At 65.5% G+C, this 22,899-nt stretch carries 27 protein-coding genes; 2 read left to right on the top strand and 25 right to left on the bottom strand.

The window, feature by feature from the left end:
* Positions 1–101: 101 nt before the first annotated feature.
* The 5 genes from ABWW33_RS15500 to ABWW33_RS15480 are packed head-to-tail and all read right to left on the bottom strand — an operon-like array spanning position 102 to position 3,352.
* On the bottom strand, positions 102–590 hold the full coding sequence (locus ABWW33_RS15500; RefSeq protein WP_353402695.1) for a VOC family protein: 489 nt from the start codon (positions 588–590) through the stop codon (positions 102–104).
* Positions 559–1,176 carry a PIN domain-containing protein gene (locus ABWW33_RS15495; RefSeq protein ID WP_353402693.1) on the bottom strand — a complete coding sequence of 206 codons (618 nt, stop codon included), beginning with the start codon at positions 1,174–1,176 and terminating at the stop codon, positions 559–561. The genes ABWW33_RS15500 and ABWW33_RS15495 overlap by 32 nt, the downstream gene beginning before the upstream one ends.
* Positions 1,173–1,391, bottom strand: coding sequence for a hypothetical protein (locus ABWW33_RS15490; RefSeq protein ID WP_353402691.1), 219 nt, complete (start codon positions 1,389–1,391; stop codon positions 1,173–1,175). The genes ABWW33_RS15495 and ABWW33_RS15490 overlap by 4 nt, the downstream gene beginning before the upstream one ends.
* A gap of 31 nt (positions 1,392–1,422) precedes the next feature.
* The gene (locus tag ABWW33_RS15485; RefSeq protein ID WP_353402689.1) at positions 1,423–2,709 is read right to left on the bottom strand and encodes an ATP-binding protein; all 1,287 of its coding nucleotides are present in this window, start codon (positions 2,707–2,709) and stop codon (positions 1,423–1,425) included.
* A 4-nt stretch (positions 2,710–2,713) separates the two neighbouring features.
* A complete protein-coding gene (locus tag ABWW33_RS15480; RefSeq protein ID WP_353402687.1) occupies positions 2,714–3,352 on the bottom strand; it encodes a response regulator transcription factor in 639 nt (212 codons plus the stop codon).
* Positions 3,353–3,504: 152 nt separating this feature from the next.
* Here ABWW33_RS15480 and ABWW33_RS15475 point away from each other — a divergent pair, with 152 nt between their 5' ends.
* On the top strand, positions 3,505–4,137 hold the full coding sequence (locus tag ABWW33_RS15475) for an energy transducer TonB (protein WP_176652042.1): 633 nt from the start codon (positions 3,505–3,507) through the stop codon (positions 4,135–4,137).
* A gap of 34 nt (positions 4,138–4,171) precedes the next feature.
* Positions 4,172–5,020: a polysaccharide deacetylase family protein gene (locus ABWW33_RS15470; protein ID WP_353402686.1), complete on the top strand. Its 849-nt coding sequence runs from the start codon at positions 4,172–4,174 to the stop codon at positions 5,018–5,020.
* On the opposite strand, the gene ABWW33_RS15465 is transcribed toward ABWW33_RS15470, so the two are convergent.
* The 20 genes from ABWW33_RS15465 to ABWW33_RS15370 form a co-directional block, all read right to left on the bottom strand.
* Entirely contained in the window at positions 5,021–5,641 is a 621-nt protein-coding gene (locus ABWW33_RS15465; RefSeq protein ID WP_353402684.1) for a 4'-phosphopantetheinyl transferase family protein, read from the bottom strand.
* The gene (locus ABWW33_RS15460; RefSeq protein WP_353402682.1) at positions 5,642–6,874 is read right to left on the bottom strand and encodes a beta-ketoacyl-ACP synthase; all 1,233 of its coding nucleotides are present in this window, start codon (positions 6,872–6,874) and stop codon (positions 5,642–5,644) included.
* The gene (gene fabG, locus ABWW33_RS15455; RefSeq protein WP_353402680.1) at positions 6,871–7,608 is read right to left on the bottom strand and encodes a 3-oxoacyl-ACP reductase FabG; all 738 of its coding nucleotides are present in this window, start codon (positions 7,606–7,608) and stop codon (positions 6,871–6,873) included. The genes ABWW33_RS15460 and fabG overlap by 4 nt, the downstream gene beginning before the upstream one ends.
* Entirely contained in the window at positions 7,605–8,075 is a 471-nt protein-coding gene (locus ABWW33_RS15450; protein WP_353402678.1) for a hotdog family protein, read from the bottom strand. The genes fabG and ABWW33_RS15450 overlap by 4 nt, the downstream gene beginning before the upstream one ends.
* Positions 8,072–9,265 carry a beta-ketoacyl-ACP synthase gene (locus ABWW33_RS15445; protein WP_353402676.1) on the bottom strand — a complete coding sequence of 398 codons (1,194 nt, stop codon included), beginning with the start codon at positions 9,263–9,265 and terminating at the stop codon, positions 8,072–8,074. Before ABWW33_RS15445 ends, ABWW33_RS15450 begins: the two co-directional genes overlap by 4 nt.
* Before the next feature lie 10 nt (positions 9,266–9,275).
* Complete coding sequence (locus ABWW33_RS15440; RefSeq protein WP_353402674.1) at positions 9,276–9,851, bottom strand: DUF3261 domain-containing protein; 576 nt, start codon at positions 9,849–9,851, stop codon at positions 9,276–9,278.
* Positions 9,836–11,089: an NAD(P)/FAD-dependent oxidoreductase gene (locus tag ABWW33_RS15435; protein ID WP_353402672.1), complete on the bottom strand. Its 1,254-nt coding sequence runs from the start codon at positions 11,087–11,089 to the stop codon at positions 9,836–9,838. Before ABWW33_RS15435 ends, ABWW33_RS15440 begins: the two co-directional genes overlap by 16 nt.
* Complete coding sequence (locus ABWW33_RS15430; RefSeq protein ID WP_353402670.1) at positions 11,082–13,433, bottom strand: MMPL family transporter; 2,352 nt, start codon at positions 13,431–13,433, stop codon at positions 11,082–11,084. Before ABWW33_RS15430 ends, ABWW33_RS15435 begins: the two co-directional genes overlap by 8 nt.
* Positions 13,430–14,038, bottom strand: a complete 609-nt coding sequence (locus ABWW33_RS15425) for an outer membrane lipoprotein carrier protein LolA (RefSeq protein WP_353402668.1) — start codon at positions 14,036–14,038, stop codon at positions 13,430–13,432. Before ABWW33_RS15425 ends, ABWW33_RS15430 begins: the two co-directional genes overlap by 4 nt.
* A complete protein-coding gene (locus ABWW33_RS15420; protein ID WP_353402666.1) occupies positions 14,035–14,469 on the bottom strand; it encodes an acyl-CoA thioesterase in 435 nt (144 codons plus the stop codon). The genes ABWW33_RS15425 and ABWW33_RS15420 overlap by 4 nt, the downstream gene beginning before the upstream one ends.
* Complete coding sequence (locus tag ABWW33_RS15415) at positions 14,456–16,027, bottom strand: HAL/PAL/TAL family ammonia-lyase (RefSeq protein ID WP_353402664.1); 1,572 nt, start codon at positions 16,025–16,027, stop codon at positions 14,456–14,458. The genes ABWW33_RS15420 and ABWW33_RS15415 overlap by 14 nt, the downstream gene beginning before the upstream one ends.
* Positions 16,014–16,970, bottom strand: a complete 957-nt coding sequence (locus ABWW33_RS15410; RefSeq protein WP_353402662.1) for a lysophospholipid acyltransferase family protein — start codon at positions 16,968–16,970, stop codon at positions 16,014–16,016. The genes ABWW33_RS15415 and ABWW33_RS15410 overlap by 14 nt, the downstream gene beginning before the upstream one ends.
* Positions 16,955–17,704 carry a glycosyltransferase family 2 protein gene (locus ABWW33_RS15405; protein WP_353402660.1) on the bottom strand — a complete coding sequence of 250 codons (750 nt, stop codon included), beginning with the start codon at positions 17,702–17,704 and terminating at the stop codon, positions 16,955–16,957. The genes ABWW33_RS15410 and ABWW33_RS15405 overlap by 16 nt, the downstream gene beginning before the upstream one ends.
* Complete coding sequence (locus tag ABWW33_RS15400; RefSeq protein WP_353402658.1) at positions 17,697–19,457, bottom strand: ApeI family dehydratase; 1,761 nt, start codon at positions 19,455–19,457, stop codon at positions 17,697–17,699. The genes ABWW33_RS15405 and ABWW33_RS15400 overlap by 8 nt, the downstream gene beginning before the upstream one ends.
* Positions 19,450–19,995: a COG4648 family protein gene (locus ABWW33_RS15395; protein WP_353402656.1), complete on the bottom strand. Its 546-nt coding sequence runs from the start codon at positions 19,993–19,995 to the stop codon at positions 19,450–19,452. The genes ABWW33_RS15400 and ABWW33_RS15395 overlap by 8 nt, the downstream gene beginning before the upstream one ends.
* 5 nt (positions 19,996–20,000) lie before the next feature.
* Positions 20,001–20,270 carry an acyl carrier protein gene (locus ABWW33_RS15390; protein WP_436144146.1) on the bottom strand — a complete coding sequence of 90 codons (270 nt, stop codon included), beginning with the start codon at positions 20,268–20,270 and terminating at the stop codon, positions 20,001–20,003.
* Positions 20,271–20,281: 11 nt separating this feature from the next.
* Positions 20,282–20,536, bottom strand: coding sequence for a phosphopantetheine-binding protein (locus ABWW33_RS15385; RefSeq protein ID WP_043481206.1), 255 nt, complete (start codon positions 20,534–20,536; stop codon positions 20,282–20,284).
* Positions 20,529–21,314, bottom strand: coding sequence for a lysophospholipid acyltransferase family protein (locus ABWW33_RS15380; protein WP_353402654.1), 786 nt, complete (start codon positions 21,312–21,314; stop codon positions 20,529–20,531). Before ABWW33_RS15380 ends, ABWW33_RS15385 begins: the two co-directional genes overlap by 8 nt.
* Entirely contained in the window at positions 21,307–22,038 is a 732-nt protein-coding gene (locus ABWW33_RS15375) for a beta-ketoacyl synthase chain length factor (protein WP_353402652.1), read from the bottom strand. Before ABWW33_RS15375 ends, ABWW33_RS15380 begins: the two co-directional genes overlap by 8 nt.
* Positions 22,039–22,319: 281 nt before the next feature.
* Positions 22,320–22,899, bottom strand: a 580-nt coding sequence (locus ABWW33_RS15370; RefSeq protein WP_444550997.1) for an ABC transporter ATP-binding protein, incomplete at its 5' end; no start/stop codon positions are given.

Here is a 22,899-nt window from a genome sequence, read left to right as displayed (position 1 = left end):
AAAGATTGAGCGGATTATAACCGCATGCCGCAGCGGCGCGGCATGCCTACGAGCAATAAGCTGGCGTCAGATCAATTGTGATGGCGCAGTCCGGTCGGGACTCACGCCGGCGCGGCCTCGCCGCGCACCGCCGCCTCGATCCTGGCGACATCGATCTTGCCCATCGTCATCATCACCTTGAACGCGCGCTGGGCCACCTCGCCGCCCTGGGCCATGGCATCGGTCAGAACGCGTGGCGTGATCTGCCACGACAAACCCCATTTGTCCTTGCACCAGCCGCAGGCGCTCTCGCTGCCGCCGTTGCCCACGATCGCGTTCCACAAGCGGTCGGTCTCCGCCTGGTCGTCGGTGGCGATCTGGAAGGAGAACGCCTCGCTGTGCTTGAAGGCGGTGCCGCCATTGAGGCCGATGCATGGAATGCCGCACACGGTGAATTCGACGGTCAGGACGTTGCCCTCCTTCCCGCCTGGAAAATCGGACGGCGCACGGTGAACCGCCCCGACCGTGCTATCGGGAAAGGTACGGGCGTAAAAATGCGCGGCCTCTTCCGCGTCATGGTCATACCACAGGCAGATCGTATTCTTCTTCATCGTCGCTCTCCACTATTGTCGTTGACGGGATCAAAACGTTATCCGGCATCTGCACCGGGAAGTCGGCCTTCAGGATATCCGAATCTCCAAACAGCGGCAAACCAACAGCGATACCGCCCGTCAACTCATCAGCGATCAGCTTGCGACGTTGCAGGCCGTGCAGGAATGTCGATGTCGACAGGATCAATACATTGTCCGGTATGCGCACCAGGAAGTTGGCCTTTCGAACATCCGAGTCTTCGAATAACAATAAGCCGGCGTCGATGCCGCCCGCCAGTTCGTTCGCCAGCACCTCGGCCGCCGCCATTTCCCCACGATTGCGCGTGCGCAGGGTCGGGTTCAGCGCCAGCAACTCGATGAACTCCGTGTACTCTTCGGTCTCGCCGATTTCCACGACATCCGCGTTTCGCTCCAGCCAGGCGACGAATTCCTGCGCACCAGGTTTGTCCGCGTGTCGCGTCACCTCGAAGCGCACCATGTCGGGAATGACTACGCGCACGCCGAGCAGCAACAAGCTGTCCAGCGCATCGGCTAGCGCCAGCGTGATGAGCGGCCCGGCATCCGTAACGATCAGCGCGATATTCATCCGAACACCTGCTCATAAAGAAGCCGCTGAGCCTCATTGAAATGCACGCGCGTATCGACGCGCGGCAACGGCAGGCCGCGCCGCGCCAGCTCGGCCAGTATCTCGCCGAACCACAGTCCGCTAGCCTGCTCAAGCTCCCGCCGGCCGGTTTTCCCTTCGGAATATGCACGCAGCAACTGGTCCAATTCCTGCCCAACAACGATATCGGTTTCCATGCTGAACCTCTCAGAGGAAGTCACCGTTTCACTATACACCTGCGCCGATGGGTATGAATATGGCGATGCGGGTGCCGGCCCCGATAGCGGTGTCGACGTCGATGCGGCCGTCGAAGGCGGCCACGCGCTCGCGCATGCCGACGATGCCGATGCCGGCCGACGCCAGCGCCGGATCGAAGCCGGCGCCGTTGTCGGCGATGCGCATGCGCAGGCCCGCAGCGTCGAGCGACAGCGCCACCGTCACCTGCGTCGCGCGCGCGTGCTTGACGACGTTGGACAGCGCCTCCTGCACGATGCGGTAAGCCGATATGCCGATCTCGCCCGGCAGCCGCGCGTAGTCGCCTTCTGCATGGAACACGAAACGGCAGCCGGCATGGGCGCCGTCGTAGTGGCGCACCATCTCCTCTATCGCGCCATCGAGACCGAGCATGTCCAGCACTTCGGGACGCAGGCGTCGCACCAGCGTGCGGCCGCTGTTGTACAGACCCAGCGCCAGCTTGATGATGGACTGCGCACGCTCGCGCACCTCACCCGCCTCGCTGACATCGACGATGCGCTGCGCCTCCAGCCGCGCCGCGATCAGCGTGGCGTTGAGCTCATCGTGTATCTCCAGCGCGATGCTCTTGCGTTCATCCTCCACCGCCGTATTGACCTTGCGGATCAGGCGGCGCTTCTCGGCGTCCGCCTCGCGCAGCGCCCGCATCGACGACTGCAGCGAGGCGTTCAATCCCTTCGACAGCTGCCAGGCCAGCAGCGCGCAGGCCAGCAGGCCGAAGCTGGCCACCAGCAGCTCCACGTAAAAGCGCCTGGTCTGCTTGACCAGCAGCGCCGAAGGCGACATCGTCACCCGCACATAGCCCATCGTCTCGACAGCCACGCTGCTGGCACTTGCCGCCTTGTCCTTCAGGTACGGCTTGCCGTCGGCCGCCAGCATGGTCACGAACATCAGCCGCTTGAGCACCGGCGCCTCGTAGTAGCGGGCATCCGGCTCGCCGGGCGCGCGCGCCGCAGCATGCAGCAGTTCGCGGCGCTGCGCGTCGAGCACGTCGATGCGGTAGATGCTGGCGTCGGCGCGCAGCAGGCCGTTGATGGTCGGCTTCAGGTCATCGTAGCGATGCGTCAGCAGGCTGAATTCGCTGCTGTCGGCCAGCACCTTGGCCACCAGCGGTCCGCGCTCCGCCATCTCCTCGCGCACTTCCGACAAGCGCGATTGATAGGCATACCAGACGAAGGTGCAGAACATGTACGCCAGCGGTGTCACCGTAATTGCCAGCAGCCGCGCGCGCACGCTCCAGTGACGCCAGAAGTCGAGGCGCATCGGCTCAGGGCTCGATCAGGCCGTGCTTGACCGCCAGCCGCGTGATGTAGGCCGGCCGGTGCACGCCCAGCTTTTCCTTCACCGCCTGGCTGATATTGCTGATGGTCTTGGTGGAGACGTCGAGCTTCTCGGCGATCTCCGCGTTGGTCAGCCCCTCGGCCATCAGCGTGAAGATCTCCAATGCCCGCTCGTCCAGCTGCGACTGCGGCGACGCGTCGCCGCGCACCGACAGATTCGCCAGCCGCTCGGCGATGTGCGGCAGGAAGTACAGCTCGCCCTCATGCGCGCGCCGCACGGCAGCCGCCAGGTCGGCCGGATCGCAATCCTTGGTCATGAAGGCGCGGCCGCCGAGGCGGTAGGTTTCCTTGATCAGGCTGTCCTGGTCGAACTGGCTGAGGAAGACGATGGCGGCCGACGGCGCCTGCGCCAGGATCTGCTTGGCCACATCCAGTCCGGTCAACTGGTCGCCGAAGCGGATGTCGAGCACGATCACGTCCGGCGCCAGCCGCTTGTGCTGTTCCAGCGCCTCCTCCGGCGTGCGCGCCTGCGCCACCACGTCCAGCCCCTGCCCCGTCAGCGACATCGCAAAACCCGTCATCACGATCGGATGATCGTCCGCCAGCATGACCCGTATTTTTTTCATTGCTACCTCGAAGAATGGTTTTCTACCTGATGGTGGAAGCATACCACACCATGAAGCAGCAAAATATTCCTCAAATTTCCTTTTATTTTGCTATTACATAGAATAGTATACTTCCAACATGTAGCAATAACACCCACCACCAAGGAGCACTTATGCAACCGAAAAAGAACCTGACCGGCCTTACCGTCGTCGCTGCGCTCCACGTGGCGCTGCTGGCCGCCTTCCTGCACGGCTCCAAGCTGACGGTGTTCCATCCGAAGGAAGCGGTGATCGACCTGACGCCGACCGACATCAAGCCGCCGCCACCGCAGGTACTGCCGCCGGACGTGCCGCTGCCGCCGCCATCCACGCCGGACATCTTCGTGCCGCCGGTGGAAACGCCGGTGGTCGCGACCAATCCGCCGCCGGTCACGGCACGGCCAATGACGGAGCAAACGCCGGTGCAGCAAGCACCGACCGGCGTTGCCGACAACGGCGCCAAGACCCAGGTGAAAGCGGCGCCGGTGCAGGTGGCGGCGGTGGTGGATTCGAATGCCTGCGCGAAGCCGGACTATCCGAAGAACGCGCTGCGCAACGGCGACACGGGCACCGTCACACTGGCGCTGCTGATCGGCACCGACGGCCGGGTGGCCGATTCAAAAGTGGAGAAATCGAGCGGCTTCCGCGAACTGGATCGCGCCGCGCAGGTCGGACTGGGCCTGTGCAAATTCAGGCCGGGCACGGTGGATGGCGTGCCGCAGCAGTCCTGGACCAGGATGCAGTACGTTTGGAGCTTGAACGACTAGAGGGGAGGTGGAGGAATTCACGTACAATGCCTCCGTGCCAGTCCTTCGATCCCACCTGCTCGCTGTATCGCTGTCGCTGCTGCTGAACGCCGCAGCGGCGGCCGAACCTGCGCCCGTACGATTCCTGCTGACCTTCGACGACGGCCCCGCCGCTGCCGAAAGCGGCAATCCGACCGTACATATCCTCGAAACGCTGGCGCACAATCCGCTGCAGGACAATATCAAGGCCGTGTTCTTCACCCAGACCCGCGCCTGGCACGGCGGCGGAACCGATGTCGGACGCGCCCTGATCAAACGCGAATACGACGAAGGCCACGTCGTCGCGCTGCATTCGGCCACCACTTTTCATTCGAACCACCGCCTCATGAGCCGCCAGGCGCTGGACGAATCGATGCAAAACGGCGTCGATGACCTGGTCAGCGTCACCGGCGCCGCCCCCAAGCTGGTACGTCCGCCGTTCTGGGCCTACGACGCCGGCACGCTGGAGTCGTATCACCAGCACGGCATGCAGATGCTGCTGACCGACCTGAGCGCCAACGACGGCAAAATCTACGGCGTCAACTTCAGCTGGCACAAGCGCTCGAACATGCTGACCCACCTGGCGGAAACGCGCAAACGCTGGGCCGCCGGCGCCATGCCCGTATCGGACGGCGTCACACCGGTCGTCGTCACCTTCCACGACGTCAATACCTACACGTCGCGCCACATCCAGGAGTACATGGAGATCCTGCTCGACGTGGCGCATGAACTGGACGTGCCGCTGGCCGCCAAGCCTTTCTACGACGACCATGACGAACTCGAACGCGCCGCACTGGCCGCCTCCGTCAGCGACCCGAACACCAAGCCGCGTTTGCCCGGCCTGTGGAACTGGCTGTGGAATTGATTAAGGCAGCGTGACGATTTCCACCGTCGGCTGATCCAGCGGCAGCTCGCTGCACAACACCACCGACAGCTCCGCATGCGGCAGCGCGACGCAATGCCCGCCTGCCGCCAATCCCAATTTGAAGCGCGCTTCCTTCTCGCTCCACAGGCGGTAAAAGCCTTCGACGCGCTGCGCATCGGGCAGCGTCCGCAGTCGCTGCCACTGCGCCATCTCGGCACTGTCGAACGCCTGTTCCGCCAGCGCGGCCAGGTCGCGGCCGGCGTCCATCATCTCGATATCCAGCCCCAGCGCCGTCTGCGCGCTGGCCGCGCAAGCAACCCAGCGGCCGCTGTGCGCGATGCTGAAACCCGGCAGGCCGCCCTTGACCGCAGGCGCGATCAGGCGCGGCGCCTTGGCGATCTGCTCTTCAAGCCGGATATCCTGCGGCGCCGCACCGAGCAGGCGGCTCAACACCAGACGCAGCAGCACCCGTCCGACGACGAACTGCCGCTGCCGCTGGGCGCGCACGAAGCGCTGGTAGCGCGCCGTTTCGCCGGGCCCCAGCCAGCCGCGGAACCGCAGCAGATCGTCGTCCGCAACCGCGGCCGCATCCACCAGCCAAAGCAAAGCCGGGGCGGGCATTCAGCTACTCCACCGTTTGAAAATCAGCGAGGTATTGATGCCGCCGAATGCGAAGTTATTCGACATCACGTACTCGCACTGCAACGCCCGGCCCTCGCCGACGATGTAGTCCAGCGGAGCGCACTCCGCATCGATCTGTTCCAGGTTGATGGTCGGCGCAAACCAGCCCTCGCGCATCATTTCGATGCTGACCCAGGCTTCCAGCGCGCCGCAAGCGCCTAGCGTATGGCCGGTATAGCTTTTCAGTGAGCTGATCGGCGTGGCGCCGCCGAAGACGGCCATCGTCGCCTGCGACTCGGCGATGTCTCCCTGCTGCGTGCCGGTGCCGTGCGCGTTGATGTAGCCGATGTCCGAGGGCTGCAGGCCCGCGTCCAGCAGGGCCAGCTGCATCGCCTTCTGCATCGTCGCCGCATTCGGCTGCGTCACGTGGCAGCCGTCGCTGTTGGTGCCGAAGCCCACCAGCTCCGCATGGATCACGGCCCCGCGTGCCTGCGCATGCTCCAGGTCTTCCAGGATCAGGCAGCCGGCGCCCTCGCCGATCACCAGGCCGTCGCGGCCGGCGTCGAACGGACGCGGCGTCGTATGGCCGGCGTCGTTGCGGGTGCTGGTGGCGAACAGCGTGTCGAACACCGCCGCCTCGGTGGCGCACAATTCCTCTGCGCCGCCGGCCACCATCGCCAGTTGCTTGCCGCCGCGGATGGCTTCATAGGCATAGCCGATACCCTGGCTGCCCGAGGTGCAGGCGCTGGACGTGGTGATCACCCGGCCGGTCAGACCGAAGAACACGCCGATATTGACCGGCGCCGTATGTGCCATCATCTTGATATAGGTGGTCGCGTTGATGCCCTTGGTGGTGCGCTCCTCCATCATGCGGCCAAAGTCGCCGATGGCGCTCGGCGTGCCCGCCGACGAGCCGAACGACACGCCCATGTCGCCGCTCTTGAGCAGCGGATGCTCCAGCAGGCCGGCGTCGGCCAGCGCCAGTTCGCTGGCGCGGGTGGCCATCAGCGCCACGCGGCCCATGCTGCGGATCGCCTTGCGGTTGTAGCGTTCGGTCAGTTCGAACGGCGCCGCCGGTGCGCCCAGGCGGGTATTGAGTCCGTCGTAATCATCCCATTCCGACATCCGCACGATGGCGTTGCGGTACTGGCCCAGTCGTTCGCGGATCGTGGCCCAGTCGTTGCCGATCGGGCTGATGCCGGCCATGCCGGTGACGGCGACGCGCCGGCTCATGCCAGACCTCCGTTGACGGAGATGACCTGGCGCGTGATATAGCCAGCTTCCTCGCCGATCAGGAAGCTGACGGCGGCCGCCACCTCCTCCGGTTTACCGACTCGCCGCGCCGGTATCATCTTCAGCGCTTCCTCCATCGGCACGTCGCTGGTCATGTCGGTCTCGATCAGTCCCGGCGCCACGCAATTGACGGTGATGGCGCGCTTGGCCAGCTCCAGCGCCAACGCCTTGGTGGCGCCGATGATGCCGGCCTTGGCTGCGCTGTAGTTGACCTGGCCGCGGTTGCCGATCAATCCCGACACCGACGCCAGCGTGACGATGCGGCCCGGCTTGCGGCGCTGGACCAGCGGCATCACCAACGGATTGAGCACATTGTAGAAACCATCGAGGTTCGTTTGCAGCACGATGTCCCAGTCCTCACCGGACATCGCCGGGAAGGCGTTGTCGCGCGCGACGCCGGCATTGCACACCACGCCGTAGTAGCAGCCGTGCTGCCCGATGTCCGCCTCCAGCGCGGCGGCGGTGGCGGCGCGGTCGCTGATATCGAACTGCAGCACGCGCACCGCGCGGCCCATTTCCACGATCTCTTGCGCGACCGCGTCGGCCTCGCCGCGCTGGCTGCGGCAATGCAGCACCACGTCGTAACCGTCGCGCGCCAGGCGCAGCGCGATCGCCTTGCCGATGCCTCGGGAAGACCCCGTCACCAGCACGCTCATGGATTTATTCTGATTCATGCCACGTTTCCATCTTCGATAAATTGATTGACATTGTTGGGCTGGAAAACCGTCACGGTGGCTGTCGCCGCACTTGCCACGCCGCCCGCGCCATCATCGGCGTCGATGCGGCACTCGAACGCGCCCAGTCCGTTATCGGCCGACAGCACCCGGTGCACATGCACCGTCAGCAGGCTGCCGGGGGCAAAGTACGTCACCTTCGCTTCGTACTTGCGCGAGCCGAGCAGCAAGCCGACCTTGACTTCTTCACCGCGCCGCTGCGCCAGCCAGCCCGCGTGCGCGGCAATCGCCTGCGCCATGTATTCGATGCCCACCCACGCGCCCACGCCGTGTTCACTGGCCAGCATGCTGTCGGCGCGGATGCGCACTTCGGCGCACAGGTTGTCGATGTCGGCGCTCAGCACGCGGTCCAGCAGCACCATCTGGCCGGAATGCGGCACCAGCGCACGGATATCCGGCATGCTCATGAAGTCCTCCCCAGCAGCAGCGCGGCATTGGAGCCGCCGAAAGCAAAGGAACTGCTCAACGCAAGCCGCAGCGGACGTCCCAGCGCGGCGCCGCGCGGCACCAGGTTCAGCGCCGGCAGCGCCGGATCGGCAACGCCGTCCCACAAGTGCGGCGGCAGGCGGCCTTGCGGGTTATCGTCCTGCATGGCCAGCCAGCACAGCGCCGCCTCAATGGCGGCCGCCGCGCCCAGCGTATGGCCGGTGAACGGCTTGGTAGAGCTGACCGGCACGTCCAGGCCGAACAGCGACTCGATGACGCGCGACTCCATTGCGTCGTTCTGCTGCGTCGCGGTGCCGTGCATATTGATGTATTCGACCTGCGCCGCGCCGACACCGGCGCGCTCCAGCGCCTGCGCCATCGCCAGCCGCGCACCGGTGCCGGACGGATCCGGCGCGGACATGTGATGGCCATCCGACGATTCGCCCCAGCCCAGCAAGGCTACCGGCGCCGCGCCGTCGGCTTCGGCGCTCATCAGGAACAGGGCGGCGCCCTCGCCGATATTGATGCCGTTGCGGTTGGCGCTCATCGGATTGCATTGCGCCGCGCTGACCGACTCCAACGCCGCGAAGCCGGCCACCGTGAACGCGCAAAGCGAATCGACGCCGCCGGTCAGCACAGCGTCGCATAGCCCCATCTTGATCAGGCGCGCCGCGCTGGCCATGGCCTTGGCGCTCGACGAGCACGCGCTCGAATGCACGTAGGCCGGACCGGCGAGGCCCAGCTCCAGCGCCAGCATAGCGGCGGGCGAACCCATCTCCTGCGAGCCGTAATGAAAGTCCGGCGGCAAGGCGCCGGACAGAGCGTGATGGCGCAGCGCCTGTTCCGTCTCGCCGATGCCGGAGGTGCTGGTGCCGATCAGCACGCCGACGCGGTCCGCGCCGTAGCGGGCGATCGCCGCATCGACCGCGGGGCGTATCTGCGCCAGCGCCGCCAGCGCCAGCGCGTTATTGCGGCTGCGATGCTGGACCGGCAGATGCCGAACCGACGGCAGTTCATCCGGCGCACGGCCCAGCGGCAGCTCGCGTCCCGGCGACCACTGCTCCGTCATCGCCACGCCGGTCTCCCCGGCGTAAAGACGCGCCTTGACCTGCGCGGCGCCGTCGCCGAGCGCGCAGATGATGCCGCAAGCGTTCAGGTGAAAATTCTGCATAAACTCAGTCTCAATCGGTATTCGGCGCAGCCTGTATCGTCAGCTTATAGTGATATCGGATATTTTCCAACACCACGGTGCCGCTCCAGCGCGGCATGCCGCTGTAGCTTATCCGCATCACAGGCTCCTCGTCCAGGTACAACGTGCGCCCCAGGCCTTGTTCCGCGATGCGCCAGCCCTGCGGCAGCGCCGCGGCAACCGCCGCGGCCGGCCACAGCGTCAGCTGCATGTCTTCCAGCACGTCCTCGGCACGCACTTGCGAAGGCAGCATGACATGGCGCCACGATGTCACTTCCTTGCCGTCGTAATGCAGCGTCAGCACGCGCTGGCCGAACGCCAGGCCCACCACGTCGATCGCCTCCGGTTCCACCTGCAGCGCCACATCGAGATCGTCGGTGCGGCCGTTGCGCTCCACTGTCAGATGCTGCTGCACGCTGATCGAGGTGCCCAGCGCCGCCGGCGCCAGCTTCAGTCCCAGCCGCGCGGGCGCCGGCGCCCGCGGCGCGATGGCGCAGCCGCCCAGCAGCAGCCCGAGTGTGACCGGCAGCGTCGCCGATACCCTGCGCCACATCACTCCGGCGTACATACCGCCTCCAGCGCCGCCAGCCTGCGCGAGGTCTCCTTGACGAAGGGATTGCTCAGGTCCCACGCATAACCAGCCAGGATCGCCGAGATCATGCGCTTCACCTCCGGCTGCTGGTTCTCGTGGAAGATGATCTTCTGGAAGCCGCCGGCGTACCAGGATTCGACAAACGCGCGGAAGGTGTCGACACCCTTGCGCAGCGGCGCGCCGTAATCGGCTTGCCAATCGACAGTCTCGCCGGCGAACAGGCGTTGCAGCGCGGCCGCCGCCATGCTGGCCGATTTGAAGGCGATGGTCACGCCCGACGAAAACACCGGGTCGAGGAATTCGCCCGCGTTGCCCAGCAGCGCGTAGCCCTGCCCCCACAGTTTCTCGACGTTGGCCGAGTAGCCGACGATCTGGCGCGCCGGCGTATCCCACTTGGCGTCGGCCAGCAAGGCTTGCAGCGACGGTTCTTCCGCCACGATGGCTTGCAGGCGCTCGGTGGCGCTGCCCTGGTAGCGGTCCAGGAAACCGGTCTCCGCCACCACGCCCAGCGAGCAACGGCCGCCCGCGAACGGAATGGTCCAGAACCAGACGTCGCAGTGCTCGGGATGGACCGTCACACGTATCTTGTTGCGGTCAAAACCGCCGCCGCGTATGCCGTCCTCGATATGCGTGAAGATCGCGCCGCGCACCGGGAAGTTCGATGGCGTCTCCAGTTTCAGGAGGCGCGGCAGGATGCGGCCAAAGCCGCTGGCGTCCAAGATGAAGCCGGCGTCCACCTGGTACTGCTGTCCGTCCGCGTCCTTCACGGTGACGCGGGCACCGCCGTTGGCGCCCAGCCCCAGTTCGATGTTCACTACCTCGTGGCGATAGCGCACTTCGGCGCCGAAGCGTTCGGCCTCCTTGGCCAGCACGTGATCGAAATCGGCGCGCTGCACCTGGTAGGTCGTGCCCCATCCGGCGGTGTGCTTGTCACGGAAATCGAAATCGGTATAGCGGCCATTGCGCATGAAGGCGGCGCCGTTCTTGAACTGGAAGCCCGCTTCGACCACCGCCTGCAGCATGCCGGCCTGCTCCAGATAGGCCATACTTTGCGGCAGCAGGCTCTCGCCGATGGAAAAGCGCGGGAACTGTTCGCGCTCGATCACCAGCACCTGCCGTCCCTGTTGACGCAGCAAGGCGGCGGCGACCGAACCGGCAGGTCCGGCGCCGACGATCAGGATTTCGGCGGTTTCAATATGCGTTGCGTCAGTCATGCGAGCTTTCGTTGATGGAGCCAAAACAAGGAACAATGATCCACACTAGCGCGGTCCCCAGCAGCATCGTCAGGCCGAAGGCCTGCAACGCCGGGGTCTTGCTCAAGCCGAGCAAACCAAAGGACAAAATCGTATTCGCGGCCGACATGCCGACCGCCAGCCAGGGCGTGTGGTCGCGGCGGTCCGGATGCTCTTGCATGAAGATGCCGTAATCGACGCCTACACCCAGCAGCAGCATCAACGCCAGCACATGGAACAACTGCAGGTTCTGCGCGCCATATCCCAGCAGTGCCAGCGTGGCGATACTGGCCAGGGCGGTAGGCGCCAGCACGCGCCAGGTCTTGCGGCGGTAGCGCGGGAACAGCAGCGCGAACACCACCGCGTAGGCGCCCAGCGCCACCCAGCTCATATACTGGCGATAGCGGCCCAGCACCGACGAAATCTCGGCCACCTTGTCGACCCATTGCACGCCTTGCAGGCCGTTCGCGGCCAGCAGCACCTCCGCCACCGACTTGCTTTCCAGCCCGCGCAAGGCGACGATGCTGGCATAGCCGCCGTCGATCCCGCCCAGCCACAGGTGGCGCCACGGATCGCTGGCCGGCGTCTTCAGGAAGTCGTCCAGCGTCAGCGGCGCGGCGGCGGCCAGCAGGCCGTTGCGGGTGGCAGCGATCCATTGCGCATCCTCGTCGGTTTGCCTGGCCAATCCTTGCAGCGGACCGCCGTCGTTCAGCAACTTCTCTTCGATCAGGGCGCGCCGCGCCGCCTGGGTCCGCGCCGACGGCACCCAGTTCGACATGGCCTGGTAGCCGGAAATGCGATGCGCGGCAATCAGCTTGTCCAGCCGCGCCTTCAGCGCTTCCTCGCGCTGCAAGACCGTCTCCGATGAGGCGCCACGCACCAGGAAGTACTGCACCGGTGTCGGCGCGTCCAGCAGCTTGCTCAATTTGATCTGGTCCGCGATCAGGTGCTTGGGAGGGGTTTGTAACAGGCGGATATCGTCGTTGGCGCCGAGGCGGCTGACGCCATAGCCGGCTGCCAGCACAAACACGACCGCGGCCACCAGCGTGGCACGGTTCATGCGCAACTGCGGCCAGCGCTGCAGGGCGGTACCGTAGGCCCGCACCAGTGCGCCGCTCTTCAAAGTACGGCCGCCGATCAAGGCCGGGAACCAGAACACCACCGTCATCCACGCGAAGACCAGGCCCAGCGCCGAGAACACCGCCATCTGGCGCAGGCCGGGGAACGGCGTCAACGCCAGTCCCATGTAGCCGATCACCGCCGCCAGCAAGGTCAGGCTCAGGCCGGGCAGCAGGCGCTTGAGCAACGCCGGCGAATCGATTTTTTCATCTGCGGCCAGGCGGTTGCACAGGAAGTAGATGCCGTAATCCTGCGCGACGCCTATCAGGCTGGCGCCAAATACCAGCGTCAGCAAGTGCACGCGGCCGAACAGCAGCCAGCATACCGACAGCGCACCGAGGCAGCCTATGCCGATCGACAGCAGGATCAGCGAAATCGGCTTGAAGGAATGGAAGGCAAACCACATCAGCAGGATGATGCCGAGCAGTGAACCGATGCCGATGGTCGAGACCTCGCCGCTGGCCTGCGCACTGGCGGCGGCGGCATGCAGTATCACTCCCGCTTCGATCAGTTCCATTTGCGGCACGGCCTTGCGGGCGGCATCGCCGGCCTGCTTCAGCAACGGCAGCACGCTCTCCTGCGCCGTCATCGACAGCGCGGGTACTTTCAGCGTCAACGGCAGCAGCACATACTGAAGCTGGGCGTCGGCCACGAACAGGTGGCCGTCGCGCGGACGCACCGGCGTTTCCTGCGCGCGTTCCTGCACCCAGCCGGAGAACAGGCCGAACGGGTCCTCCTGCCACGAACCGAGTTTGGGTCCGCCAAACGGCGCGTACAGCTTGGCCAGCGCCGCGTCCAGCCAGAACTGCGACGGCTGCTCGCGCAGCTGCGCTTCCTGTTGTGCCGTCAGCAGCGTCAATCGATGCTGCTGGAACAGCGACAGCCAGTCGGCCTGCGTTTGATCGTTGATCGGCGTCGCTTTGAACAAGTCCTTGCGCGCGTCCAGCGTTGCGCTGTAGGCGTCGGCGGCGCATTTGGCGTCCTGCCAGTCCGCCGCGCCGACCAGCACCACCACCCGTTGTTGCGCCGCGTCGACCATGTGCAAGAACGATTGCTGCAGCACCGGGTCGCGCTCCTGCACCGGCAGCAGCGCCATGATGTCTGTGTCGGGCACAATGCGCTTGACCAGCCACAGATAGGCGTTATGCCCCAGCAGCAGGCAGACCACCAGCGCCCACAGCAGCGCGAATTGTCGGCTGCGCGTCAAAACAGCGCCGCCTCTTCCCTGGTCATCGCCGCTTCGCCGGATTGAATCGCCGAGAACACGATGCTGGTGCGGTCGCCGCTGGCTTCGCTCATGACGATGCTCCTGACGTAGGTGCCGCCCTCAAGCTTGATGGCGCCAATAGCCTTGGCCAGCCCCGGCGAGCGCGCCTTCAGCGAAACGCTCCAGCTGCCGGCATCGACCGTACCGTCGACTTCAAACAGCGATTCCAGTTGCGCCAGGTCGCCGGCCAGCAGCGAGAACAGCACGTTGTTGATCATGCGGACGGTGGGCTCGGTCTTGGCGTCAAGCCGCATGGCGACGCGGTCACCCTGATAATTGACGATTTCATCGCGCGTCAGCCGCAGCGTGCTCGGAAAAGGCTTCAAGGTGCGCCACAGCACCCCCTTGCCGGCGACGACGCAGAATCGCCCCTCCGCCGCCAGCGGCTTCTTCATGCCCGCCAGTTGCTTGTTCTGGTCGAAGCGGCCGCACATGACGGGCGGCTTGGCCAGCATGGCCTGGATCTTCGCGACCGGCACGGCAGCCTGCGCCGGGTTCAATGCGGCCAGCGAGATCGCCAGCACGACGGATTTGATCAGTTTCATACGGGCTCGATTCCTAGTTTTTCAAACAGCACAGGCGGCGACACGAAGCACATCTCCTTGGTGGCGATATCGACGGCGACCATCGTGGTGCTGGCGCGGTTCAGGCGCTTGCCGGTGTCGGCGTCGGTGATCAGATAGTCGATCTTCAGGCGGTTTTCCCATTCGACGATATCGGCGCGCACCTTGAGCTTCTGGCCGAAAGTGGCCGAGCCGACGTAGCGCAGCTGCATGTCGATCACCGGCCATGCGTAGCCCGATTCCTTCATCTGCGGGTAGTTGTAGCCTATCTTGTCGAGCAAGGCGCAACGCACCACTTCCAGGTACTTGACGTAGCGGCCGTGCCAGACGATCTCCATCGGGTCCAGGTCGAAGAACTGCACCTGCATCTCGATTTCCGCGAACCAGCGGCTTTCCTTGTTAGTTCGGCGCATACAGATCCCATGCCTTGGCGCGTATGCGCTCCAGCAGCAGGCGCAGGTCCGGCTCCAGGCGGCGGTCTTCCTCGACCGGCCGGATGTCGGCGCCGAGCGCTTCCTGCATCGCGGCCAGCGCGGCATGCGGCTGCAGTTCCGGGCTGGCCTGGCAACGCAGCCAGACGCCCTGGCGCACCGTGATCAGCAGCGCGGCGACAACCTGCTCGGTCAGTTCCAGCACGCGCAGGCAGTCGCGCGCGGCGATGGTGCCCATGCTGACCTTGTCCTGGTTGTGGCACTCGGTCGAACGCGAAAACACCGAGGCCGGCATGGTCAGCTTGAGCGCTTCCGCCGTCCATGCCGATGCGCTGATCTGCAGCGCCTTCAGGCCGTGGTTGATGGCCGCGCGCGGGCCGGTGGCGCCGGACAGGTTGGCCGGCAGGCCATGGTTGTAGCGGCTGTCGACCAGCAGCGCCATCTGGCGGTCCAGCAGGTCGGCCAGGTTGGCGACGGCGTTCTTCATGCCGTCCATGGCGAAGGCGATGTGGCCGCCGTAGAAATGACCGCCGTGCAGCACGCGCTCGTTGTCGCCGTCGATCAGCGGATTGTCGTTGGCGCTATTGAGTTCGTTTTCAATCGATGAGCGGAAGAACGGCATCGCGTCGGCCAGCACGCCGATGACGTGCGGCGCGCAGCGGATCGAGTAGCGGTCCTGCAGTCGCTTGCCGTTGCGCTCCCATTGATCGGTCGGCAGGTCGCTGCGCAGCCACGCCGCCACCTGCTGCATGCCGCCGTGCGGCTTGACCGAGAACAGCACTTCGTCGAAGTGGTGGGCGTTGCCGTCCATCGCGAACGAGGCCATGGCCGTGATGCGGGTGCTCAGCTTGAGCAGGTATTCGGCGCGGTCGTAGGCCATGCAGGCCAGCGCTGTCATCACGGCGGTGCCGTTCATGATGGCCAGGCCCTCCTTCGGGCGCAAGCGCAGCGGCGTGATGCCGGCTTCCCGCAAGGCCTGCGCGGCCGGCACCTGCACGCCGTCGCGCCATACCTCGCGCTCGCCGCACAGCACCGCCGCCAGATAGGACAGCGGAGTGAGGTCGCCGCTGGCGCCGACCGAGCCTTCGGACGGGATCAGCGGCAGCAGGCCGGCGTCCAGCAGGCGCGTGATCTGCAGCAGCAGTTCGACGCTGACGCCCGAATAACCCTTGCTCAGCGAGGCCAGGCGCGACGCCAGGATGGCGCGGGTTTGCGCCGGCGTGAAGTATTCGCCCAGGCCGACACCGTGATAGGTGTACAGGTGGTGCGGCAGCTCCGCAATCAGTTCCGGCGGTACCGTCACGGTGCAGGAATCGCCATAGCCGGTGGTCACGCCGTAGACGGTGCCGTCCTCGCGCAGCAGGCGATCCAGGAAATCGGCGCCGCGCGTGATGGCGGCGCGGAAGGCCGGATCGTCCGACAGCTCGGCGACGGCACGGCCCTGCGCGATATCGACGATGTCTTCGATCGTCAGGCGTTCGCGGTCGAAGCGCACGGTGCGCGGAGCGGTATTGAGTTGGGCAATGTCAGCGAGGTGCATCGGAGCGTTCCAGTTGGAGTAAGTGCCAGAAATCGTAAAAATTAAACCATTGCAGCGGCGCCCGCAGACAATAGTACTCCAGCCGTTTGGCGTAGTCGGCGGCCAGCGCCGCCAGCGCGGCGTCGCGCCCCTGGCGCGGCACGCGCACCGAGTCGCGGAAGGGTTCAAAATATATCGCCGAGCGCGCGCCCTGCCGGACGGAGAACAGCAGATACACAGGGCATTGCAGCACGCTGGCCAGTACATACGGACCGACCGGGAACGCCGCCGGCGCGCCAAGGAAGTCCGCCACCGCCACGCGCGGATTATGCGACACCGGAACCCGGTCGCCGGCGATGACGACGAACTCGCCCCGCGCGACCTTTTCCGACAGCTGCATCGCGGTGGCCGGGGTCATTTCCGTCACCTGCATCAGATTGAGCTGGCTGTCCGGGTTGAGGCGGCCCAGCATCTGGTTGAACGCCTGCGCGTGCTTGGTATGCACCAGCACCGTCATCTTGATCTCGCTGCGCCGGCGCGACAGCACGCGGCATAGTTCCATGTTGCCCAGGTGGGCGCAGATCAGCAGGCCGCCGCGCCCTTGCTTCGCCGCGTCGGTAATCAGATCGCCGCCGTGCAGGTCGACATCGTTGAGACTGAACAGGCCGCCCCACAACAGCATCTTGTCGAGGATGCTCTCGCCGAAGGCGGCGAAATGGCGCAACACGCCGGGCATGGCGCGGCCGCTGTAGTCCGCCATGCGGCGCAGGTATTCCTGCGAGGCGCGGCGCGGCTGCGGCTTGGTCAGCACATACCAGCCCAGCACCGGGTAAAGGAACAGGCGAAACGGCCAGCGGCCGAATACGCGGCAGATCCAGAACAGCAGCCGCATGCCGGCCACGAAACTGAATTCGTTGATCGAAGCCCAGTGCCGGCCGCGCTCCCCGCTCATCGCGCCTGCCATTTTCGCGCCAGCAGTCGCGGGATACGCGGCAGCATGCCGAAGAACAGCACCGTGTGCATCCGCGTGATCAGCACATTGTCGCGCCACATGCGGAAGTGCGACACGCCATCCGACGGATACGATACCCGCGTCGCCAGGTTGACCACTTGCAGGCCGTCCCAGAACAGGCGCACCAGGATGTCGGTGTCGAAGTTCATGCGCACGCCGATGGTTTGGCGCGCCGCCAGCGCATTGACCGGTGCCACAGGATAGACGCGGAAGCCGCACATCGAGTCCTTGATGTCGAACGACAGCGTATTGATCCAGACCCAGATGTGGGTGGCGTAGCGGCCATACAAACGCGCCTTCGGCACCGACTCGTCATAGATCGGGTGGCCGGCGATGACGGCTTGCGGATGCGTCCGCGCCGTCTCCAGGAACTTGGGTACGTCGGCGGTCCGGTGCTGGCCATCGGCGTCGATCTGCAGCACATGGCTGTAGCCCAGTTCCGCCGCGCGGCGGAAGCCGGCCAGCACCGCCGCACCCTTGCCCTGGTTGTACGGCAGGCGCACCAGACAGACGCGGTCCGAATGCTCGCGCGTCAACGTATCGAGAACCGCCGCGCACGCCGCGCTGCAGCCGTCGTCCACCAGCATGACGGGCACGCCGTGAACCAGCAGACCCGCCAGCACGGCGCCGATGGCGTGTTCATGGTTATAGACCGGAACCACGATGCAGGGTTTAAACTCAGACATGGACTTCTCCAGCGTGCAGGACGACGCGCCCGCTCGCATGATGTCCCGCTTCGGACGTGTAACGGAATTGCAGGCCGCCCTTGGCCGCGTCGTGCAGCAGCTCCAACAGCACCGCCTGATTCGGCTGGATCACTTGCTGGAACTTCAGCGCGTTGATGCCCTTGAATTGTGGCGGCAGCGAAAAGTATTGGCGCCCGTAGTGCATCGCCCACTCGACCAGCACCACGCCCGGCAGGATGGGCGCCGCGTCGAAATGGCCATCGAAATACAGAAGGTTCGACGGCGCGGTCAGCTCCAACAGCACTCGCCGGGGTTCGCGTTCCAGCTCGCGCATTTGCGCAAAGCGCGGACGGTGGCCGGCCATGCCGTCTTCACTGTCCAGCAGCGCCAGCAAGGCGGCCAGCGTGGTCTTGCCCTGCGCGTTGACCGGCATCTGGTCGAGATAGCGCCAGCGGCGCGGCAAGGCCACGGCTTCCACGGTGGCGGCCAGCGCGCTGCGCAGGCGGCCGTTCAATGCGGCCTTGCCGCCGGCGGCGAACACTGCGCTGCCTTCCGGCGTCGGGACGATGAAAGCAGCCAGCTTCTGACGCTCGCCGGCCACCGGTTCGCACAGCATGACACGCGCTTCGGCTGCCAGCCCGGAGGCGATCAGCGTCGCTTCCATGCCGCTGAGCGAGATGCGCTTTTCTTCGATCTTGACGATGCGGTCGTTACGGCCCAGCAGCAGGAAACGCTGCTCGCCGCTGCGCGCGGCGCGGTCGGCCAGCGCCAGCCAGTTGTCGTCGGCAAGGTGCGGCGAGCGCACCTCCAGCGCGCCGTCCTCGTCGCCGAGACGCCATGCCACCGTCGGAAAAGGCAGCCAGGAGTCATCGGCGCCGGCGCTGCGCTGGCGCCATGCCACGCCGCCCGTTTCCGAGCTGCCGTAGACTTCCACCGGTACTTTGCCCAGCAGCCGCCCGCTTGTGTATGCCGTTTCCGGCGACAGCGGACCGCCGGATGAAAACACAGCCTGCAGCGTTCGCGCGGCGCCGCTCCAGTCCAGGTGATCGGGCAGGCGGTTCAAGTGGGCCGGACTGGCGACCAGCATACAGGGACCGGCCGCCATCGCAGGCGCCAGCTCCTCCGGATAGCTGATGCTGGCCGCATGAATGGAGCGGCCGGAACTGAGCGGCCACAGGACCTTGAACAGCAGGCCGTAGATGTGCTGATGCGAAACCGTCGCCAAGACCGCAGCGTCGTCGCCAACGCCGGCGGCGGCGCCAAACAGCGCGTCCAGCGTCGCCACTTCGCTGGCCAGCTGCGAGAGTTTTTTAGGGATGGCTTGCGCCGCGCCCGTGCTGCCGGAGGTGAACACCACCAGCGCCGGCAGGTCCGCGGCAAGCGCGCCGCTCAGGTCCGCAGCCGGAGCTGCGCCGCCACTTGGCCGCAAAGGCTGCAGGGACTCCGGGAACTGGCCAAGGAAGCCGTCGACGGAAGCGCGCAGGGAGGCGCAGCTGGCCTCCAGCGTATCGGCGCTCAGCCAGATGGTTTTCCCGGCGTGCCAGGCGCCCAGCAGCGCCGCGCCGAGCTCGATGCTGTCGTCCAGGTACAAGGCGAAAGCGCTGCCGGGCTGCGCGCGCAGCAGCGCATGCCAGGCCTGCACGCGCGCCAGGAATTGCTCGTTGCGCACACCCTCGCCCGCGCGCCGGCCGATCAGTCCTGCCGCCGGGCGCGCCGCGATCGCGGCATACAGATTTTCAATCCGGTCAGACATGATGCAACCGCTTGAAACGCAGGCGCACCAGATACTCCGCGCCGAACAGGAGCCCCATCAGCGCGTACGAGATCACGCCGGTGTACAACGACCATGCCGCCTCCGACGCCCACAGCGCCGTGGCGAAAGCGATCGCGCCATTCATCACGAAGAAGCAGCACCAGACCTGCGTCACGGTACGCATATAGGCTTGCGCCGCCGGCGGGAAGTCCTCGCCGCGCAAACGCGCCATGCGCTCGACCGCCGACACCGGCGTGGTCAGGCTGTAGCCGAAGCCGGCCAGCAGCGCCGCGTTCACCAGCACCGGGTAGAGCTTCAGCGGCAGCAGCAGATTGCTCCAGACGGCGCAACCGACCAGCACCAGCGCGCCGGCCACCGACCAGCGGGCGGCAACGCTCAGCTTCAGCGCCGGCAGGCGCGTGGCCGCCGCCAGCAGCAACAGGCCGGCCAGCCAGCGCGGCTCCACCTGCCCGTGTCCGAACCAGATCGCCAACGGATACAGCAGCGTTATCGCCACCGTCAGTACAGTCATCGGCATCGTACCTACGCCGCCTGCTCCGTCATGCCGGCCAGCGCGTTGACGACGTCGCCGATGGTGCGGATGGTCTTGAACACTTCCGGCTGCAGGCGCTTGCCGGTCAGTTGTTTCAGCTTCACGGCCAGGTCCACGGCGTCGATGCTGTCGATGTCCAGATCGGCGTACAGATTCGATTCGGCGGTCAGTTCGCTCTTGTCGAGTTCAAACATCTCCGCCAGCAGATCGACCACGCACGCCTGCAGCTGGTCCTTGCTCATGTGATTCAACTCAATCATGTCCCGCTCCCTTATTTCTTTCTATGGCTGTCGATCATCGCCGCCAGCGCCTGTACCGACGCGAAGTGGCGGCGGGTATCTTCCGAATCGGCCGACAGCGAAATGCCGTACTTCTTCTGCAGCGCCACGCCCAGCTCCAGCGCGTCGATCGAGTCGAGGCCGAGTCCCTCCACGAACAGCGGCGCCGCGCTGTCGATGTCGGCCGGTGTGATGTCCTCGAGCTGCAGCACATCAATGATCAGTTCTTTGACTTCCAGTTCAAGCATGGCTTTGGCACTTCCCGGTAAAATAATTCTGCAAAAATTCAGTCAATCGGCGCGCCGCCATCACTTCGCTGGCGCCGCCCCCTGTAAATGCTTCGATCGCCAGGTCATCCTGGACGTCGATCCGTATCAGCACACGGCGCGACGGCACGCGCCACCACTTCTCGCCCTTGCCCAGAGTGGGGGGCTCGCAGCGGATCAGCACCGGCGTCATATTGCGATCGCCTCGCACCGCGATATTCGCCGCGCCGCGCTTCATGCTGATCACACCGTCACCCGGTGTCCGCGTCCCCTCCGGAAACACGATCAGGTTATTGCCGCGCCGGAGGGACGCGATGCAGTCCTGCACCAGCGCCGGACCGCCCTCGTTGCTGATGTAGCCCGCCGCCCGCAACGGCCCGCGCGTAAAGGGGTTGTGCCACAAGGCGCCCTTGACGATGCAATCGGCGTTTTTCACGAAGGCCATCAGGAACACCGTGTCGATCAGCGTCGGGTGGTTGGCCAGTATCAGCAGGCCGCCGCGTTTCAGCTTATCGAGGCCGCGTATCTCATAACGCAGCACTCCCAGCGCCCGCATCAAACCCACATAAATGCGAAAGGCCCGGTGTATCAGCCCGCGCACCGCCGCAACGCGGCGCTGCGGCTGGCGCACCACGAGGTTCAACAAGGGAAACACCAGCGCACCCAGAACCAGGCCGCCGGCTCCGAATACCGTAAAACTCAGGCCGGTGGCAAACACCCGCCAATACAGCGACAGCCTGGCCTTTTGCGTTTCAAGCATCGCGACTCCAGCGCCAACGCAAACGCCCATCGCACCGCTCAAGGCGGCGCGCGCCGCGCAGGTGGAAGGCGGCCACTTCCAACCCGCCCGGCATGCCGCCGGTCGGCGCGTCGCCGCCGGCGCTCCAGCTCAGCGCGACAGCGTCATCGGCGGCAGGCGTCATCAGCCACGCCCACGCATGCGGCTGTTCTTCGCAATCCTCGAAAGGCGTGAACAATTCCGGCAGCGGACAATCGCAGGCAAGCAGCAGCACCATCGGCGCGCCGTCGGCCAGCAGGCCGCAGGCTTCGATCACCGCATGCTCGATGGTCGCGGCGCCGCCGGCCAGCGCGATATGGTTGGCGCGGTCGTTGCGGGCAATGGTCAACAGGCCGGCGATGGCGTTATGCACCGACATGCCGAAAGCCGTGGGCGACAGCGCCTCGCCGCGCGCCAGGTCGGCCAGCAGCGCCAGCGCGCGGGCCGCGTCGCCGTGCCGCGAACAGAAAACCGTCGGGATATCGCTGCGGCCGTCGAGGCACTCGTATGCGACCTCCAGTGCCATCTTCCCCAGGAAACCTGCGCGACGGCGCAGCATCGCGGGCATGGCCTTGACGCCCGGCTCCTCGGCGGATTGGATGGGATACGGCGCCTGCGCCCACTGCGCCCACGCTTCGGACGTAGTCAGGCCGGGCGCCCATTCGGCGTGTCTAGCGATTGAAAAACGGACGCCATCTGTACGCATGTTGAATATCCAGAGTTTTGAGGTAAAAGAAGGCGCGAAATCGCACTCTCATGCCGCAAAAATGCCAGCCGGCGTACCGTGCAAATTATAAACGACTGGCAATGGTGCACACCAAACCAAATAGACTCTGGGCAACTATTTTACGCTTAAGGCTTTAAAACTGTGCGATTTCACGCACGAATCCTCTCCAAAACCCCCAACTTTTGGCAGAAAGCAATAAAAAAAAGCGGCCCCGCACGATTGCGGCGCCGCTCCCTGGACCACGCAGACCTGCTGCGGGGTCAGAACACCCAGAGCTTATCGGCCGGCATCTGCAGCCAGTAGCTGCCCGCTTCCAGCTTGTACTTGGAATACGCGCGCAGGCTCATCTCCGGACCGCTCTCGCTCTTGAACAGGCATTCGAAGCGGTCGCCCAGGTACATGCAGGTCAGCAGCGGCAGCTGGATCGCGTTGTCCACCGGCGTCGCGCTGACCTTCACTTCCTCCACGCGGATGATGGTCGACGGGTCGCCGGACGCGGCGCCGCGCCCCGTGCCCTGCAGACGGGTGCCGCCTACGTCGAGCAGCACATCGGCGCCGTCGCGCTGCACGACGGTGGCGGGCAGGCGGTTGTTACTGCCCATGAACTCGGCCGTGAACAGCGTATCCGGCGTTTCGTACATGCTTTGCGGCGTGCCCTGCTGTTCGATCTTGCCGTTATTGAGCAGCAGGATACGGTCGGAAATCGCCATCGCCTCGGCCTGGTCGTGAGTGACCATCAGCGCCGACAGGCCCATACGCACGATCAGCTCGCGCAGGAAGGCGCGCGCCTCCTCGCGCAGCTTGGCGTCCAGGTTGGACAGCGGTTCGTCCAGCAGGATC

This window comes from Duganella hordei, from assembly GCF_040369125.1.
Taxonomy (GTDB): domain Bacteria; phylum Pseudomonadota; class Gammaproteobacteria; order Burkholderiales; family Burkholderiaceae_D; genus Rugamonas; species Rugamonas hordei.
The sequence above is the reverse complement of the archived record's forward strand: the minus strand, read 5'-3'. Positions and strand labels throughout refer to the sequence as shown.

Excerpts from the sequence above, each read along its gene's own strand:
- ABWW33_RS15500 (WP_353402695.1), bottom strand. The coding sequence starts at position 590 with ATGAAGAAGAATACGATCTGCCTGTGGTATGACCATGACGCGGAAGAG.
- ABWW33_RS15495 (WP_353402693.1), bottom strand. The coding sequence starts at position 1,176 with ATGAATATCGCGCTGATCGTTACGGATGCCGGGCCGCTCATCACGCTG.
- ABWW33_RS15490 (WP_353402691.1), bottom strand. The coding sequence starts at position 1,391 with ATGGAAACCGATATCGTTGTTGGGCAGGAATTGGACCAGTTGCTGCGT.
- ABWW33_RS15485 (WP_353402689.1), bottom strand. The coding sequence starts at position 2,709 with ATGCGCCTCGACTTCTGGCGTCACTGGAGCGTGCGCGCGCGGCTGCTG.
- ABWW33_RS15480 (WP_353402687.1), bottom strand. The coding sequence starts at position 3,352 with ATGAAAAAAATACGGGTCATGCTGGCGGACGATCATCCGATCGTGATG.
- ABWW33_RS15475 (WP_176652042.1), top strand. The coding sequence starts at position 3,505 with ATGCAACCGAAAAAGAACCTGACCGGCCTTACCGTCGTCGCTGCGCTC.
- ABWW33_RS15465 (WP_353402684.1), bottom strand. The coding sequence starts at position 5,641 with ATGCCCGCCCCGGCTTTGCTTTGGCTGGTGGATGCGGCCGCGGTTGCG.
- ABWW33_RS15460 (WP_353402682.1), bottom strand. The coding sequence starts at position 6,874 with ATGAGCCGGCGCGTCGCCGTCACCGGCATGGCCGGCATCAGCCCGATC.
- fabG (WP_353402680.1), bottom strand. The coding sequence starts at position 7,608 with ATGAATCAGAATAAATCCATGAGCGTGCTGGTGACGGGGTCTTCCCGA.
- ABWW33_RS15450 (WP_353402678.1), bottom strand. The coding sequence starts at position 8,075 with ATGAGCATGCCGGATATCCGTGCGCTGGTGCCGCATTCCGGCCAGATG.
- ABWW33_RS15445 (WP_353402676.1), bottom strand. The coding sequence starts at position 9,265 with ATGCAGAATTTTCACCTGAACGCTTGCGGCATCATCTGCGCGCTCGGC.
- ABWW33_RS15440 (WP_353402674.1), bottom strand. The coding sequence starts at position 9,851 with ATGTACGCCGGAGTGATGTGGCGCAGGGTATCGGCGACGCTGCCGGTC.
- ABWW33_RS15435 (WP_353402672.1), bottom strand. The coding sequence starts at position 11,089 with ATGACTGACGCAACGCATATTGAAACCGCCGAAATCCTGATCGTCGGC.
- ABWW33_RS15425 (WP_353402668.1), bottom strand. The coding sequence starts at position 14,038 with ATGAAACTGATCAAATCCGTCGTGCTGGCGATCTCGCTGGCCGCATTG.
- ABWW33_RS15420 (WP_353402666.1), bottom strand. The coding sequence starts at position 14,469 with ATGCGCCGAACTAACAAGGAAAGCCGCTGGTTCGCGGAAATCGAGATG.
- ABWW33_RS15415 (WP_353402664.1), bottom strand. The coding sequence starts at position 16,027 with ATGCACCTCGCTGACATTGCCCAACTCAATACCGCTCCGCGCACCGTG.
- ABWW33_RS15410 (WP_353402662.1), bottom strand. The coding sequence starts at position 16,970 with ATGGCAGGCGCGATGAGCGGGGAGCGCGGCCGGCACTGGGCTTCGATC.
- ABWW33_RS15405 (WP_353402660.1), bottom strand. The coding sequence starts at position 17,704 with ATGTCTGAGTTTAAACCCTGCATCGTGGTTCCGGTCTATAACCATGAA.
- ABWW33_RS15400 (WP_353402658.1), bottom strand. The coding sequence starts at position 19,457 with ATGTCTGACCGGATTGAAAATCTGTATGCCGCGATCGCGGCGCGCCCG.
- ABWW33_RS15395 (WP_353402656.1), bottom strand. The coding sequence starts at position 19,995 with ATGCCGATGACTGTACTGACGGTGGCGATAACGCTGCTGTATCCGTTG.
- ABWW33_RS15390 (WP_436144146.1), bottom strand. The coding sequence starts at position 20,270 with ATGATTGAGTTGAATCACATGAGCAAGGACCAGCTGCAGGCGTGCGTG.
- ABWW33_RS15385 (WP_043481206.1), bottom strand. The coding sequence starts at position 20,536 with ATGCTTGAACTGGAAGTCAAAGAACTGATCATTGATGTGCTGCAGCTC.
- ABWW33_RS15380 (WP_353402654.1), bottom strand. The coding sequence starts at position 21,314 with ATGCTTGAAACGCAAAAGGCCAGGCTGTCGCTGTATTGGCGGGTGTTT.
- ABWW33_RS15375 (WP_353402652.1), bottom strand. The coding sequence starts at position 22,038 with ATGCGTACAGATGGCGTCCGTTTTTCAATCGCTAGACACGCCGAATGG.